Below are 13,007 nucleotides of genomic sequence, written 5' to 3'. Positions count from 1 at the left end.
TCAGCCCACGAAAGCGCACTTTCACATAGCCAAACTGACGCTTGATTACCCGAAACGGATGCTCGACCTTGGCTCGTGTCTGAGCTTTGCAGTACTCGATCTTGCGCTTGGCCTTGTAGAGCACGCTGCGTTTATTGAGCCTGGAATACGTGCTGCGCCGCGCAGCGATTTGCCAGATGACCTCACGATTTTCATGCTCTTCACGCTTCTCGACACCGGTGTACCCAGCGTCTGCATACACCGCGTTTTCTTCGCCATGCAGCAGCTCGGCGACCTGCGTGACATCGGCCACATTGGCCGCAGTGCCATGAACATGATGAACCAGTCCCGACTCGGCATCGGCGCCGATAGGCGCCTTCATTCCGAAGAAGTATTGGTTACCTTTCTTCGTCTGATGCATCTCGGGATCACGCTTTCCTTCCTCGTTCCTGGTCGAGTTGGGGGCATGAATGATAGTGGCATCGACGATGGTGCCCTGGCGCAGGGACAGGCCTTTGTCTTGCAGATAACCGTTGATGACCGCGAGGATCGCAGGGGCCAATTGATGCTTTTCCAGCAGGTGCCGGAAGTAAGTGGAGTACGGCAATTCATCGCCTTCGCCAGGTAGCCAGAACCACGCGAACGCTTCAGAACCTGAGCTCTCTTGTAAACATCAGAGTACACAAGAGCTTCATGACTTGGCAATAGCCCTACAAAATGTATGCCAACGGACCGTTTAAACTGATCAAGCCTCTTAGATCATTGAGATCCAGTCGTACAGTCACAACACCATTAGCACCAGCAGCAGCTTCATACTCGGAAAAACACAAATAAAGATAACTACTATCGAAATAATAGCACTGATTATCAGAGACCGTCTCAAACCAATTTTCAGGTATCGTCTTCGCCAGCTCAGCGCTAGCCATAGTGTTTATCTGTTTTATATAACCTGAGCGAAATAGATCTTTAAATTCGACAGACTCACCGTTTTTGATATTTATATTCAAACTGACAATTTTATTGTGCGCGCCAGCGGCATTATGACCGTAGAAATACCCTTCCGCCACAACGCTTAAAATCCCTCCGTAAATCATTGCACTTTTTACATGCATGATACGATCCTCGCTACCTTCGAAGGCTTCATTTACACCTATTTGACGTTGAATTTGTGAGTTGATTTTTTTCTCTGTATTAGCATCGCCTAACCCATGCACCTCAACGTACTCTAACTCAATAGTGGCGACTTCAACATTTGTGTCAGGCCTGTGATCCTTGATGTGTTTACTGACCTTGCGATATTCAAGCTTTGGCTGATTAGGCGTGGGTGGGGGTGGCGACGGCAGATGTTGTTCAGGGACCTGCTGACTAGATTTTTCGCCCATTATTTTTTCAGCTGGATTTGTCCAAAACACCGCTGCAAACACAGCAAGTGCGCCGCCAGCTCTTAGCCAGCCACCAAATTTTACCTCTATAAAACCCGACATTACAGCTACAACCCCAGCGGCAGATAGCGACGCAACGAGCCGGAAAATTACGTATTGGAAACCGGTAGGATTCGGTAAAATTATGGCAATCGCAATGACCGCGATCAAAAACACTACGCCAAAGACGAACGAAATGACTATTCGCATACCAGATGTCAATGTAAAGCCCTCTCTATTATCAAGGCCATAGGTTGGCAAACTATTTTCGACTAGGCTCTGACGCAGCGACCGGATGAGAGGCGCCTTCAAGTACCTTTTGCAGAGTCGCTGCATATTTGCGTACTCGGTACTCGACGGCTTGAAGCTACCCTCAATTTTCAGCCTCTCGAAACCAGCCTGTAAAAGTTGGAAATGTTGCGGCATGGTTTGCAATATCGCATAGCAATCCTCAGCAAAGCCCTGTGCCCACAAGCCGTCACTATGAGCGCCTAACAAACTGCTATTGCCGACAAACTCCTCGCAGAAATTATAGTACTCCGCTCCTTTACGCTGAATGTCTAGAAGGTTTGAAGTTGCCACCCTCGAATCCCATTCGCCTTGGGTATACAGCACATACTGTGTGATAGCGTCAACGTAACTTGATTTAAATTCCGCCAGCTTATTTTTGGCGAGAACAACGTCTTGCTCTTTCGTACTCAATTGTTCTGCCTGCCTGAGACGTTTATCGTTTAGTTTGCTGCAGAGCCATGGTTAGCAGTATTGAGATATCTTTATTATCAACGCCAGCAGTAACAAAAAATTGCGTGCCAGGACATTGGCGAGCAACAATTAACGCGACGTCAGTCGATGTGATGACTCTTTTTGACCCCTTTAACGCTTGTAAATGGCTCTCTATTTTTACGAGATCCATTGAACTAGGTGCCCAGTTCCTGATTTTTGCTGTTCGTTCGAGAAACTCTCTAAAATTACCAGCAATCATTCTGCTCGTCCTTCCGTGACTTGGATGGCCAACGCCAGCAGGGTCCTAATGTTGGTGTTATCAAGGCCCCTGTATGCCCACTGACCGGCGGAAGGACAATGTTTCTTTACTAGCTCCGCCCATTTAGTGGCATCCAGAGCGTTTCCGCTTCCAGCATATCTTACGGCTTCGGACGATATATTGAATGCTTGTGAACGTGTGGGTTCGAGGGGTGAAGTGCCAAATGTCATCCTGATCCTATAAGCAAAATCCATCAGTCGGTCCGTGGTGAGCACAAACCGTCATGATAGCACCGGGCCTTCTTCCAAATGAATCATCTCCGAAGAAACGACTCCATTTCCGGATCTGCTTGGCCAGCCACATCGAAATCCGGTATCGCCCATCGAACCATAATTCGACTCAGAAGGTCCCCTTATCTGGTTGGTTAGGTTGGATAGCGGGAATGACGGCAAAAAAAAACCGTCGCTAATACGACGGTTTTTAGGAATTTCTGCGTTGCTACGCGGTACAGCCTGCTCGCTCGAGGCCAGCTTTCTTAAGCTTGCGCTTCCTCTCGGCTAGCTCATTATCGCGCTCGCTTAAAAATTCGCGAAGATGGCTCTGGTGCTCTTCACTGGCCAATGCAGCAGCTTCAAACGTGGGGTCGAGCACGTACTTGTCAGAAGGTTTTGCCTTCTTCGCATAGACCGATTTGCCACCAACGTAGAGGGTTATAGCCATGAATTTGATCCTTGTAGGATGAAATCGAGATCTCGCTGCCTTAAGTATTCGACCGCCGACTCCTGGATGCGTTCGAGACATTCCAGGATGTCTTCGTACGCATGCTCAAGGCAATCATCGAACGGCATTGTTCCGTCGATGATTATAACGATTGGCCGAATTTTAGCCATCTCGCCGTGAACCTTGCCGAGGAACGGTGCCTTAGGTCGAGGTGTGAGTACCTTGGCGATCGGGATACCTGTGCGTGGAGTGAGCCTGAAACACATGAACCATTTCACTGGCTCCCACATCCGATCCAGCGCGTGCAGCGCCATATCGTCATCCCACGGAAGCGCGGCAGCTACAGCACCTTCAGCCCAAGCAATACCTGCAGCTGACCCGCTCAGTGGGAGAGTAATTCTGTTGTCGGGATGCTGATCCGAAAAGCCTGCGCCGGACACAAGCGACAAGCTGTTCATAGCTCCCGAACGCTGGGCTGCAATTGCCACTCGGATCGTATGATCCGTCAGCGGCTCGCTAAACCAACGCCCTTGGTAAACAGCCAACTGCGCCGTCACACCGGCATGAAGAACCTGAGTAGCGTCATCGATCAAGGCTGGATAAGTTGTGAGTTCCTTCCTAAGCTGATGAGTAACTTGGTGGCGTGACCTTCTTACCTCATCGTAAATTTTGTTGATCGGTGCGTCGAATTCCAGAAGGTTGAGACGACACCTGAGCGGAATTTTGATGATCCGGCCAACTGCGCGCGTATGTATCTCGCCAGTTCCAGAGACGATGGCATTGATGATGGACCCAAGCCAGTGTTTTGGCTTTAGCGGACCTGATACGACCTCAGGACTGATCCCCAGTGCAATGGTTGTCGTGCCAGGAAAGATCAGCCGTTCTTCATCGAAGGGCCATGCGGGAAGGTTGGACATCAGCCCGCCGTCGAAAAAACGCCCCGAGACGTATCGATCCAAATTCTCTGTACCGCGTCGGAACTTCAGCTCCCATGGGCGGAAGATGACGGGTAGGCAGATCGACGCAGCAACGGCGTCGGCTACCGGTGTATCTGGTGTTCGTTCAAAACAAAAAAGCTCCAAGCATTCGCCAAGAATGTTCGTGGAGATGATCTTCAGGGGTAGTCCGCCATGATTCTTCAGATCGCGAAACGTAATGTTGTGCTTGTCGACGCCCAGTTTGATCCGAATAGCACCATCAATGAGCCGGCGAACGGCCTCGACTGTCGAAATTCCCTGAGAAATCCACCGAATTGCCGCGCCAACCGCAAGCACGCCAATTGTCGAGATAATGGCCACCACCTGGGCAATGGTAGGACAGGTAGCTAACAGCCCCAGAAAGAACAACAAACCAAAAAGTGGCCACGGCCCTTCTGGCAATCGAGTGAGGTATGGGCCAAAAATCCTCAAAAATCGGTCTTTAACACCTCGGAGACGAGCTGGTAGGGCCCGCCCTATCGTCAGGATGCGCCAAGCTTTTTTGGAGAAGATGTCTGTCGCTCGGTAGATACCGAAGCGAGGCGTGACTGTCTGAAAAAGATGCGTTTTGTTCTCTGGATCTACCAGTTCCTCGCCGGTATAACCCGCAGCGATGAGCGCGGCAATCATCGAACCGGCAGAAGTACCAGCGACGCCCTTAATATCAAGATCTAGGTCGTTAATCGCGAGCAGCGCACCTGCATGGACCACCCCCTTCGCTCCGCCGCCTTGAAAGGCGAGAAATACGGGATGCTTACTCTCCATAGCCTAAACCCTGATTCATTCCAATAGATGGCAGCGGTGCACGAGATGACGAAGCCTCCCATCAGAACACTCGTCCTAACGTCGGCATTCACACACATTTACAGCTTTCACGAGGAGCAAAATTGTATTCTAAGTGCTGGCTATCTGCTATAGATTTACAGGCTCCGTCAATCGCTTCGCCGAGCTAAGCGATTCATTCGCCCAACGTCTACAAACCCTAAATGTTGTCCGTGGTGCAAATATGCAAACCCCAGAAGTATTAGACACGCCTGCGACCCGGCTGGAAGGGTTGGAGTTGGCAGATGGATGGGTTGTAGAAGAGCTGCTCGCTTGTGGAAGAGCCAGCTCGGACAGCTCGGGCGGAACTTATTCAGTCTCCTATCGTGTTCGCAAGGGAGACTCCGTGGCGTTCCTCAAAGCCCTCGATTTGGACAGCGTCATTAAAAATGAAGGCGAGGAGGACTTCCTGAGGAGCATAAATCGCGCAACCCGAGCATTCGGTGATGAAAAATTACTCAATGAGCTTTGCGCAAAGACCAAGATGCGCCAAATCGTCACTATCCTCGGACATGGCGACGTCAAAGTTGATCGAAAACCCGATGACCATATGCCGCGTGTGGCATATCTGATCCTAGAGCTCGCCGATGGGGGCGACGTTCGCAGCCAAATCGCCCAAACCTCCACTGATGACTACGCAAAGAAATTCAGCTATCTCAAAGACGTGATGCTGGGTATCGGTCAGCTTCACGATCAAGGAATCAGCCATCAAGATCTGAAACCGTCCAACGTGATGGTCTTCAGCGTTGCAGGGGCGAAAGTGGGTGATCTGGGGCGGGCGACAGTTCAAGGTTATGGCAATGGCGCATTCGAGCAATGCTGCATTGCGGGAGACTTCAGCTACGCACCTCCCGAGCAGTTGTATGGCAATGTCCCAGAAGAGTGGATAGATCGTAGACAACGAGCAGATCTCTATCAGTTCGGATCATTGATGGCGTTTCTTCTGTTCGGGGTAACAGTCAACACTATGATCAAAGAGCTCTTGCCAGCTGCGATAGGCCCTAAGCATTGGTTTCCCGAGCAAGGCGGAGGTAGCAGCTACACCCAGGCTCTACCCTATCTAGAAGGTGCCTTCTTTGAAGGTTTGGAGAGCCGAAGGACTGCGTTGCCGACCTGGGCAGCTGATAAGGTCATCAGCCTAATAACGCAATGCTCACACCCTGACTACTCTAAACGCGGGGCTAAGCAAATTCTGGGTAAAGGCGATCAATTGGGCTTGGGCCTGAATCGGTTCGTCAGCGCTCTGGAAAACCTGCGCACCGATGCCAAAAAGCAAGCGATTCTGGAAGCAAGGAGGCAGAAAAAAGCATGAGTTTCAACAAGGAAGAGTCCGACAGGAAAGTTATTCCGATCTGGGATCCGTCGAAGCTGGCGTCCTCTTTGGCTGAGAACTCGGCTATTCGATCACTCAACCACCAAACCACGATTGTTTCAGAGTCCGGAAGGCTGATGAATGAGTTCTCTCGCTCTTCGCATGCGGGCATGGCGGTCGAACTCCTGAACGCTTCCAAGCTAGAAAATAACGAGGAAGGTGCCATCGTCGCTTCACGTCGTATTATTGAAGACGGTAGCTTACCCACTTCGGTCATTTCCCTGGCGCGCAAGACGCTCGAACAAGAGCATGATGTTCCTCATACACAAGATCCGAAGGATCGCATCAAAATTTTGCGAAACTGCCTGCGGGTGAGTCCTCGGAACACGCTTGCTTGGGTAGATTTGGCCCGAGAATACATCTCATTAGGTCAAGCTGACCCCGCGAAACGGGCCATGACCGTCGCTCTGGGTTTAGCTCCGGCTCATAGGTGGGTCGCGCGCGTTGCGTCCAGACTTTATATCCACCTTGAAGAATTTGATCGTTCACATAGCCTGCTTGCTCGCCATCCGGCTGTTAAGCACGATCCTTGGATCGCTTCGGCCGAGTTATCGGTGTCCCAGATGATAGGAAGAGGCAGCAGGAATCTGGCGACTGCTCGAAAAATTAATGAGTCGGGATTGCATCCTCGGCACACTACTGAACTCGCGAGCTCGTTAGGCACTCTCGAAATTGAAAGTGGTGCGATTAAGCGTGCGAAGATGTACATCCGGGATTCTCTTCTTCACCCGAATCGGAACACTCTCGCTCAAGCATTGTGGGCCGAGCAGCGACATGACATAAAGTCGAATCATCATTCCAAAGTCCAAAGTCTTGAAATCGCCTATGAAGCGAAAGCAAGAGAGAGCTACATTCAAGGCGAAGTGGAATTTGCTATCCGGCATGCGTTGGACTGGTTCGCGGCCGAGCCATTCTCAAGCAAGCCACCAGTCTTGGCTAGCTACATTGCTTCCCTAGATGATCGATATGAGCAGATGATCGAAATCACCAGACAAGGGCTGATTGCAAATCCCCATAATTCGATCCTCAAGCTCAACCGCGCATATGCCGAGCTAGGACTGATCACCCCCCTTCAGCCCAGTGACGCAGACGCGGCAAAACTGAATGGATGGATCTCACTTTTTAATGAAGAGTTGAGAGAGGGTGGACCTCACCATGCCCAAGCATTGGCGAACTACGGAATGCTTTGTTATCGCGTCGGAATGCTTGAGGACGGCCGGAAATACTACGAGGCAGCGGAAAAAGTCTGCCAGGCTGAAAGCTACCGTGATCCTGTTTTGTGCACCATTTATCATGCACGGGAAGCGATACTCGCCAAGGCCGAGTGGGTCCCCACAATATTGGAGCGAGCGAGAACTGTTACCCAGAAAGCCTCGGATATAGGGAAGCTCGAAGGCGCTTATAGTCTGGAAAAGGTCAACAGACTCTACGCTAACCCAGATGATTACCAAACAATTTTAAACGCACGGGATGACACACCAAGCCCGGGTTCGGATCAATCCGGTAGATTGGAATTTGCCGACCTAATTCTGGATGGATTGAGCTTCCATCTCCCCGACGACTTCAAGCGCCGTTGAGCTGTGCGTCCCCATCTGCCCCCGAAGCTACACCTGTCTTTCATGGGGCTCGTTCACTCCTGTCCCGATGTACGGTCGGGGCAGGAGCTTGTGACAACCTTTATTAACTTGTGGCAGCCTTTATTCTTTTGTGACAACCTTTATTCTTTGCAGACATCAGCAGGGGCTACCCCTGTGGATAACTACTCCACCGTCACCGACTTCGCCAGATTCCGCGGCTGGTCCACGTCCGTGCCTTTGAGCACGGCAACGTAGTACGACAGCAACTGCAGCGGGATGGTGTACAGAATCGGGGCCAGGGCGTCGATGATGTGCGGCATCGCGACAACGTGGGTGCCTTCGCCGTTTTTCATGCCGGCCTGTTCGTCAGCGAACACCACCAGTTCACCGCCTCGTGCGCGGACTTCCTGCAGGTTGGATTTGAGTTTCTCCAGCAGTTCGTTGTTCGGCGCGACGGTGACCACTGGCATGTCGGCATCGACCAGCGCCAGCGGGCCGTGTTTGAGTTCGCCAGCCGGATAGGCTTCAGCGTGGATGTAGGAGATTTCCTTGAGCTTGAGTGCGCCTTCCATCGCGACCGGGAATTGCGCGCCGCGTCCCAGGAACAGGGTGTGGTGTTTCTCGGCGAACAGTTCGGCGACTTTCTCGACGGTGGTGTCCATCGCCAATGCTTCGCCCAGGCGGGTTGGCAGACGGCGGAGTTCATCGACCAGTTGCGCTTCGACACCCTCTTCCAGCGAGCCTTTGACCTGGCCCAAGGACAGGGTCAGCAGCAGCAGGGCAACCAACTGGGTGGTGAACGCCTTGGTGGAGGCAACGCCGATTTCCGGTCCGGCCTGGGTCAGCAGGGTCAGGTCGGATTCACGCACCAGCGAGCTGATGCCCACGTTGCAGATCGCGAGGCTGGCGAGGAAGCCCAGTTCTTTGGCATTGCGCAGGGCAGCCAGGGTGTCGGCGGTTTCGCCGGACTGCGAGATGGAGACGAACAGAGTGTCAGGCTGCACCACGACTTTGCGGTAGCGAAATTCGCTGGCCACTTCGACCTGGCACGGAATTCCGGCCAGGCCTTCGAGCCAGTAACGCGCAACCATGCCAGCGTGGTAACTGGTGCCGCACGCGACGATCTGCACGTTGCGTACTTTGGCGAACAGTTCGGCAGCCTGTGGACCGAACGCGTGAACCAGCACTTGCTGCTGACCCAGACGGCCCTCAAGCGTGCGCTGCACGACCTTGGGCTGTTCGTGAATCTCCTTGAGCATGAAGTGGCGATACTCGCCCTTGTCAGCGGCTTCGGCGCCTTCGTGGTACTGCACGACCTCACGTTCGACCGGCAGACCGTCAACAGTCCAGATCTGCACGCTGTCCCGGCGGATCTCGGCGATATCGCCCTCTTCCAGGTACATGAAACGGTCGGTGACCTGACGCAGTGCGAGCTGGTCGGAGGCGAGGAAGTTTTCGCCCAGGCCCATGCCGATCACCAGCGGGCTGCCGCTGCGAGCTGCCAGCAGACGATCAGGCTGGGCGGCGCTGATGACGGCCAGACCGTAAGCGCCGTGCAGTTCCTTGACCGCGGCTTTCAGGGCAGTGGCCAGATCCGGCGTGTCCTTGAGCTTGTGGTGCAGCAGGTGAACGATGACTTCAGTGTCGGTATCGGACGAGAACACATAGCCCAAGCTCTTGAGTTGTTCGCGCAGCGGCTCGTGGTTTTCGATGATGCCGTTGTGGACAACCGCCAGCTCGTTGGCCGAAAAATGTGGGTGAGCGTTACGCTCGCAAGGCGCACCGTGGGTGGCCCAACGGGTGTGGGCGATACCCAGACGGCCAATCAGTGGCTCACCGGCCAGTGCCTGCTCCAGTTCGCTGACCTTACCGGAACGGCGACGACGCTCAAGCGTGCCTTCATTGCTGAAGACGGCCACGCCTGCGCTGTCATAGCCACGGTATTCAAGACGCTTCAGGCCTTCGAGCAAAATGGCCGTGATATTACGTTCAGCGACTGCGCCGACGATTCCACACATGGTTCTCTCCTAGCTGACAGCGGCACAAATCAGATTGATGCCGCGGGCCTGTATCTGGTCGCGTGCCTCGACGGGCAGACGATCATCGGTAATAAGGGTGTGGATACTGCTCCACGGCAGTTCCAGATTGGGGATCTTGCGCCCGACCTTGTCGGCTTCGACCATGACGACGACTTCCCGGGCAACCTCCGCCATGACGCGGCTCAGCCCCAGCAATTCGTTGAAGGTCGTGGTACCACGGATCAGATCGATACCGTCGGCACCGATGAACAGTTGATCGAAGTCGTAGGAACGCAGCACCTGCTCGGCGACCTGCCCTTGGAACGACTCGGAATGCGGGTCCCATGTCCCGCCGGTCATCAACAGCACCGGTTCGTGTTCCAGTTCAGTCAGCGCCCGGGCAACGTGCAGTGAGTTGGTCATCACTACAAGACCAGGCTGTGCGCCCAACTCGGGAATCAACGCGGCGGTGGTGCTGCCGCTGTCGACGATGATGCGCGCGTGCTCACGAATACGGGTAACGGCGGCACGGGCGATGGCTTGTTTGTACTTCGAGACGGGTTGGGTACCTTCGCCGATCAGCTCTTGAGGCAGCGTGACGGCCCCACCGTAGCGACGCAACAGCAAACCGTTGGTTTCGAGCGCGGCCAGGTCCTTTCGAATCGTAACTTCGGAGGTTTCAAATCGCTTGGCCAGATCGTCCACACTCACCTCACCTTGCTCATTGAGTAAAGCCAGAATGTTGTGGCGGCGTTGGGGCGTATTGCGCTTCGACATGACGACCTTAAGTTTCGATTCGAAAGATAACGAAGGCAATCAAAACCTATTTGGCTAGATTGGTCAAGCGTCCCTTGCGCTCACGATGAACATCGCAGTTATCCACAAGTGCTGAAGGTCTAGAAAAAGGGATAACTATGGATTGCTGACGAAGGCGGTTGTTCGGACATTTAATGTGCTGAGTCTGTACTGGCCTCTTCGTGGACAAGTCCACTCCTACATAGGTCCACCCTTCAGGGTCTCGTGGAAGCGGACTGTCCGCGAAAAAGATGTAACCAAAGGGCAGTTGAACACAGCTGGCTCACGCCCACAGGCCTATGTTCACTGAGATCCTGATGAGGCGGGCCTGTGGATAACGCAGGGCCAAGATGTGAGTCGCGCCTGCGTATTAGCCATTATGGATAACTCAATCCCTTTTGATTTTCACCGGACGTTTCCAGCCTTCGATGTTGCGCTGCCGTGCACGGGCCACACCCAATTGCTCGGCGGGAATGGTTTGAGTGATGGTGGATCCGGCTGCAGTGGTTGCACCGTCCAGGATATCCACAGGCGCGACGAGCGAGTTGTTTGAGCCAATGAACACGTCAGTGCCCAGCACTGTGCGGTGTTTGTTGGCGCCATCGTAGTTGCAGGTGATAGTGCCCGCGCCAATGTTGGTACGCGCACCCACTTCGGCGTCACCCAGATAAGTCAGGTGCCCGACCTTGGCACCTTCGCCAAGCTCGGCGTTCTTGAGTTCGACGAAGTTACCCACATGCGCCTTGGCCCCCAGCACGCTGCCCGGACGCAGACGTGCGAATGGGCCTGCATCGCTGCCCTCGCCCAGCATCGCGCCTTCGATATGGCTGTTGGCTTTCACAACAACACCTTTGCGCAGCGTGCTGTCCTTGATGACGCAGTTCGGGCCGATTACGACGTCGTCCTCGATCACCACCTTACCTTCCAGCACAACGTTGATGTCGATCAGCACATCACGCCCGACAGTGACTTCTCCGCGTACATCGAAGCGTGAAGGATCGCGCAGCGTTACGCCGGCGGCCATCAGACGGCGAGCTTCGCGCAACTGGTAATGACGTTCAAGATCGGAAAGCTGCTTGCGATCATTGGCGCCCTGCACTTCCATCGCATCATGCGGCTGTTCGGTGGCCACGACCAGGCCATCGTTAACTGCCATGGCGATCACGTCCGTAAGGTAGTACTCGCCCTGCGCATTGTTGTTCGATAGACGCCCCAGCCATTCGGCCAGACGCTTACCGGGAACCGCAAGAATCCCGGTGTTGCCTTCGGTAATTGCTTTCTGGGCTTCAGTGGCGTCCTTGTGCTCGACAATTGCGGACACTCGACCTTGCTCGTCACGCACGATACGACCGTAGCCGGTCGGGTCTTCAAGGGTGACGGTCAAAAGACCCAATTGCTGCGGCGTGACCTGCTTGAGCAAGCGTTGAAGCGTATCCACTTCAATCAAGGGCACATCACCGTAGAGGATCAGTACGGTGTCGGCCGTCAGTGCAGGCACCGCCTGGGCGACGGCATGTCCGGTGCCCAGTTGCTTGTCCTGCATCACGAAATTCAGGTCATCGGCAGCGAGACGTTCACGGACCGCGTCGGCGCCATGCCCAATGACGACCTGGATGCTGTCTGGGGATAACTGGCGGGCGCTGTGGATAACGTGACCAAGCATGGAGTTGCCCGCCACGGGATGAAGCACCTTCGGCAACGCAGAGCGCATGCGCGTTCCTTGGCCAGCAGCGAGAATAACGATATCGAGGGACATGAGACCTACCAACTGAGCGGCGCGGCAATCAAGGCCTGCGGCCGGGGACGGGCTTATTTTGAAAAAGAAAAAGGGTAGCCGAGGCTACCCTTTTTCTCAATCACGCATATGAAGCAGCGGGTTTAGCCGCCAAACTTCTTGCGAATTTGCTGAACGGTACGCAGCTGGGCTGCGGCCTCGGCCAGACGAGCAGTTGCAGATCCGTAATCGAAGTCCGCGCCTTTCTCGTTCAGAGCCTTCTCGGCAGCCTTGACGGCGGCTTGAGCAGAGGCTTCGTCCAGGTCGGCAGCACGTTGCACAGTATCGGCAAGCACCTTGACCATGTTCGGCTGAACCTCGAGGAAACCACCGGAGATGTAGAACACCTCGGCTTCCCCACCCTGCTTGATCAAGCGGATCGGGCCCGGCTTCAGATCAGTGATCAGCGGCGCGTGGCCTGGAGCGATACCGATATCACCCAGGTTACCGTGCGCAATCACCATCTCGACCAGACCGGAGAAGATTTCCCCTTCCGCGCTGACGATGTCGCAATGGACTGTCATAGCCATTTGCTTGCCTCAACCTGATTAGCGCCCGTTTCCGGGCGCC

General features: G+C 54.0%; 10 protein-coding genes and 1 pseudogene. 2 read left to right on the top strand and 9 right to left on the bottom strand.

The window, feature by feature from the left end:
- The 5 genes and pseudogenes from BZK31_RS20725 to BZK31_RS20710 form a co-directional block, all read right to left on the bottom strand.
- Positions 1-568 (bottom strand): annotated as a pseudogene (locus BZK31_RS20725) (IS5 family transposase); the annotation flags it as partial.
- A 121-nt stretch (positions 569-689) separates the two neighbouring features.
- Positions 690-2,102, bottom strand: coding sequence for a DUF3298 domain-containing protein (locus tag BZK31_RS20720; RefSeq protein WP_083184986.1), 1,413 nt, complete (start codon positions 2,100-2,102; stop codon positions 690-692).
- A gap of 22 nt (positions 2,103-2,124) precedes the next feature.
- A complete protein-coding gene (locus tag BZK31_RS29525) occupies positions 2,125-2,382 on the bottom strand; it encodes a hypothetical protein (RefSeq protein WP_157900772.1) in 258 nt (85 codons plus the stop codon).
- 498 nt (positions 2,383-2,880) lie between these two features.
- The gene (locus BZK31_RS20715) at positions 2,881-3,102 is read right to left on the bottom strand and encodes a hypothetical protein (protein WP_083184984.1); all 222 of its coding nucleotides are present in this window, start codon (positions 3,100-3,102) and stop codon (positions 2,881-2,883) included.
- Positions 3,093-4,844: a patatin-like phospholipase family protein gene (locus BZK31_RS20710; protein ID WP_083184982.1), complete on the bottom strand. Its 1,752-nt coding sequence runs from the start codon at positions 4,842-4,844 to the stop codon at positions 3,093-3,095. Before BZK31_RS20710 ends, BZK31_RS20715 begins: the two co-directional genes overlap by 10 nt.
- A 241-nt stretch (positions 4,845-5,085) precedes the next feature.
- On the opposite strand from BZK31_RS20710, the gene BZK31_RS20705 reads away from it, so the two are divergent.
- Positions 5,086-6,213: a protein kinase domain-containing protein gene (locus BZK31_RS20705; protein ID WP_083184980.1), complete on the top strand. Its 1,128-nt coding sequence runs from the start codon at positions 5,086-5,088 to the stop codon at positions 6,211-6,213.
- On the top strand, positions 6,210-7,850 hold the full coding sequence (locus BZK31_RS20700) for a tetratricopeptide repeat protein (protein ID WP_083184978.1): 1,641 nt from the start codon (positions 6,210-6,212) through the stop codon (positions 7,848-7,850). The genes BZK31_RS20705 and BZK31_RS20700 overlap by 4 nt, the downstream gene beginning before the upstream one ends.
- A gap of 182 nt (positions 7,851-8,032) precedes the next feature.
- Here BZK31_RS20700 and glmS read toward each other — a convergent pair whose 3' ends face one another.
- The 4 genes from glmS to BZK31_RS20680 form a co-directional block, all read right to left on the bottom strand.
- Complete coding sequence (gene glmS / locus BZK31_RS20695; protein ID WP_083184976.1) at positions 8,033-9,868, bottom strand: glutamine--fructose-6-phosphate transaminase (isomerizing); 1,836 nt, start codon at positions 9,866-9,868, stop codon at positions 8,033-8,035.
- Between the two features lie 9 nt (positions 9,869-9,877).
- Positions 9,878-10,645, bottom strand: a complete 768-nt coding sequence (locus BZK31_RS20690; RefSeq protein ID WP_083184974.1) for a DeoR/GlpR family DNA-binding transcription regulator — start codon at positions 10,643-10,645, stop codon at positions 9,878-9,880.
- Positions 10,646-11,051: 406 nt separating this feature from the next.
- On the bottom strand, positions 11,052-12,419 hold the full coding sequence (glmU, locus tag BZK31_RS20685; protein ID WP_083184973.1) for a bifunctional UDP-N-acetylglucosamine diphosphorylase/glucosamine-1-phosphate N-acetyltransferase GlmU: 1,368 nt from the start codon (positions 12,417-12,419) through the stop codon (positions 11,052-11,054).
- 122 nt (positions 12,420-12,541) lie between these two features.
- Positions 12,542-12,967 (bottom strand): F0F1 ATP synthase subunit epsilon, encoded by a 426-nt coding sequence (locus BZK31_RS20680; protein ID WP_004882435.1) that lies wholly within the window; start codon positions 12,965-12,967, stop codon positions 12,542-12,544.
- Positions 12,968-13,007: the final 40 nt, after the last annotated feature.

The organism is Pseudomonas floridensis, assembly GCF_002087235.1.
In the GTDB taxonomy this organism is placed as follows: Bacteria; Pseudomonadota; Gammaproteobacteria; order Pseudomonadales; family Pseudomonadaceae; genus Aquipseudomonas; species Aquipseudomonas floridensis.
The sequence above is the reverse complement of the archived record's forward strand: the minus strand, read 5'-3'. Positions and strand labels throughout refer to the sequence as shown.

Coding starts and splice junctions, on each gene's coding strand:
- BZK31_RS29525 (WP_157900772.1), bottom strand. CDS start 2,382: ATGATTGCTGGTAATTTTAGAGAGTTTCTCGAACGAACAGCAAAAATC.
- BZK31_RS20715 (WP_083184984.1), bottom strand. CDS start 3,102: ATGGCTATAACCCTCTACGTTGGTGGCAAATCGGTCTATGCGAAGAAG.
- BZK31_RS20710 (WP_083184982.1), bottom strand. CDS start 4,844: ATGGAGAGTAAGCATCCCGTATTTCTCGCCTTTCAAGGCGGCGGAGCG.
- BZK31_RS20705 (WP_083184980.1), top strand. CDS start 5,086: ATGCAAACCCCAGAAGTATTAGACACGCCTGCGACCCGGCTGGAAGGG.
- BZK31_RS20700 (WP_083184978.1), top strand. CDS start 6,210: ATGAGTTTCAACAAGGAAGAGTCCGACAGGAAAGTTATTCCGATCTGG.
- glmS (WP_083184976.1), bottom strand. CDS start 9,868: ATGTGTGGAATCGTCGGCGCAGTCGCTGAACGTAATATCACGGCCATT.
- BZK31_RS20690 (WP_083184974.1), bottom strand. CDS start 10,645: ATGTCGAAGCGCAATACGCCCCAACGCCGCCACAACATTCTGGCTTTA.
- glmU (WP_083184973.1), bottom strand. CDS start 12,419: ATGTCCCTCGATATCGTTATTCTCGCTGCTGGCCAAGGAACGCGCATG.
- BZK31_RS20680 (WP_004882435.1), bottom strand. CDS start 12,967: ATGGCTATGACAGTCCATTGCGACATCGTCAGCGCGGAAGGGGAAATC.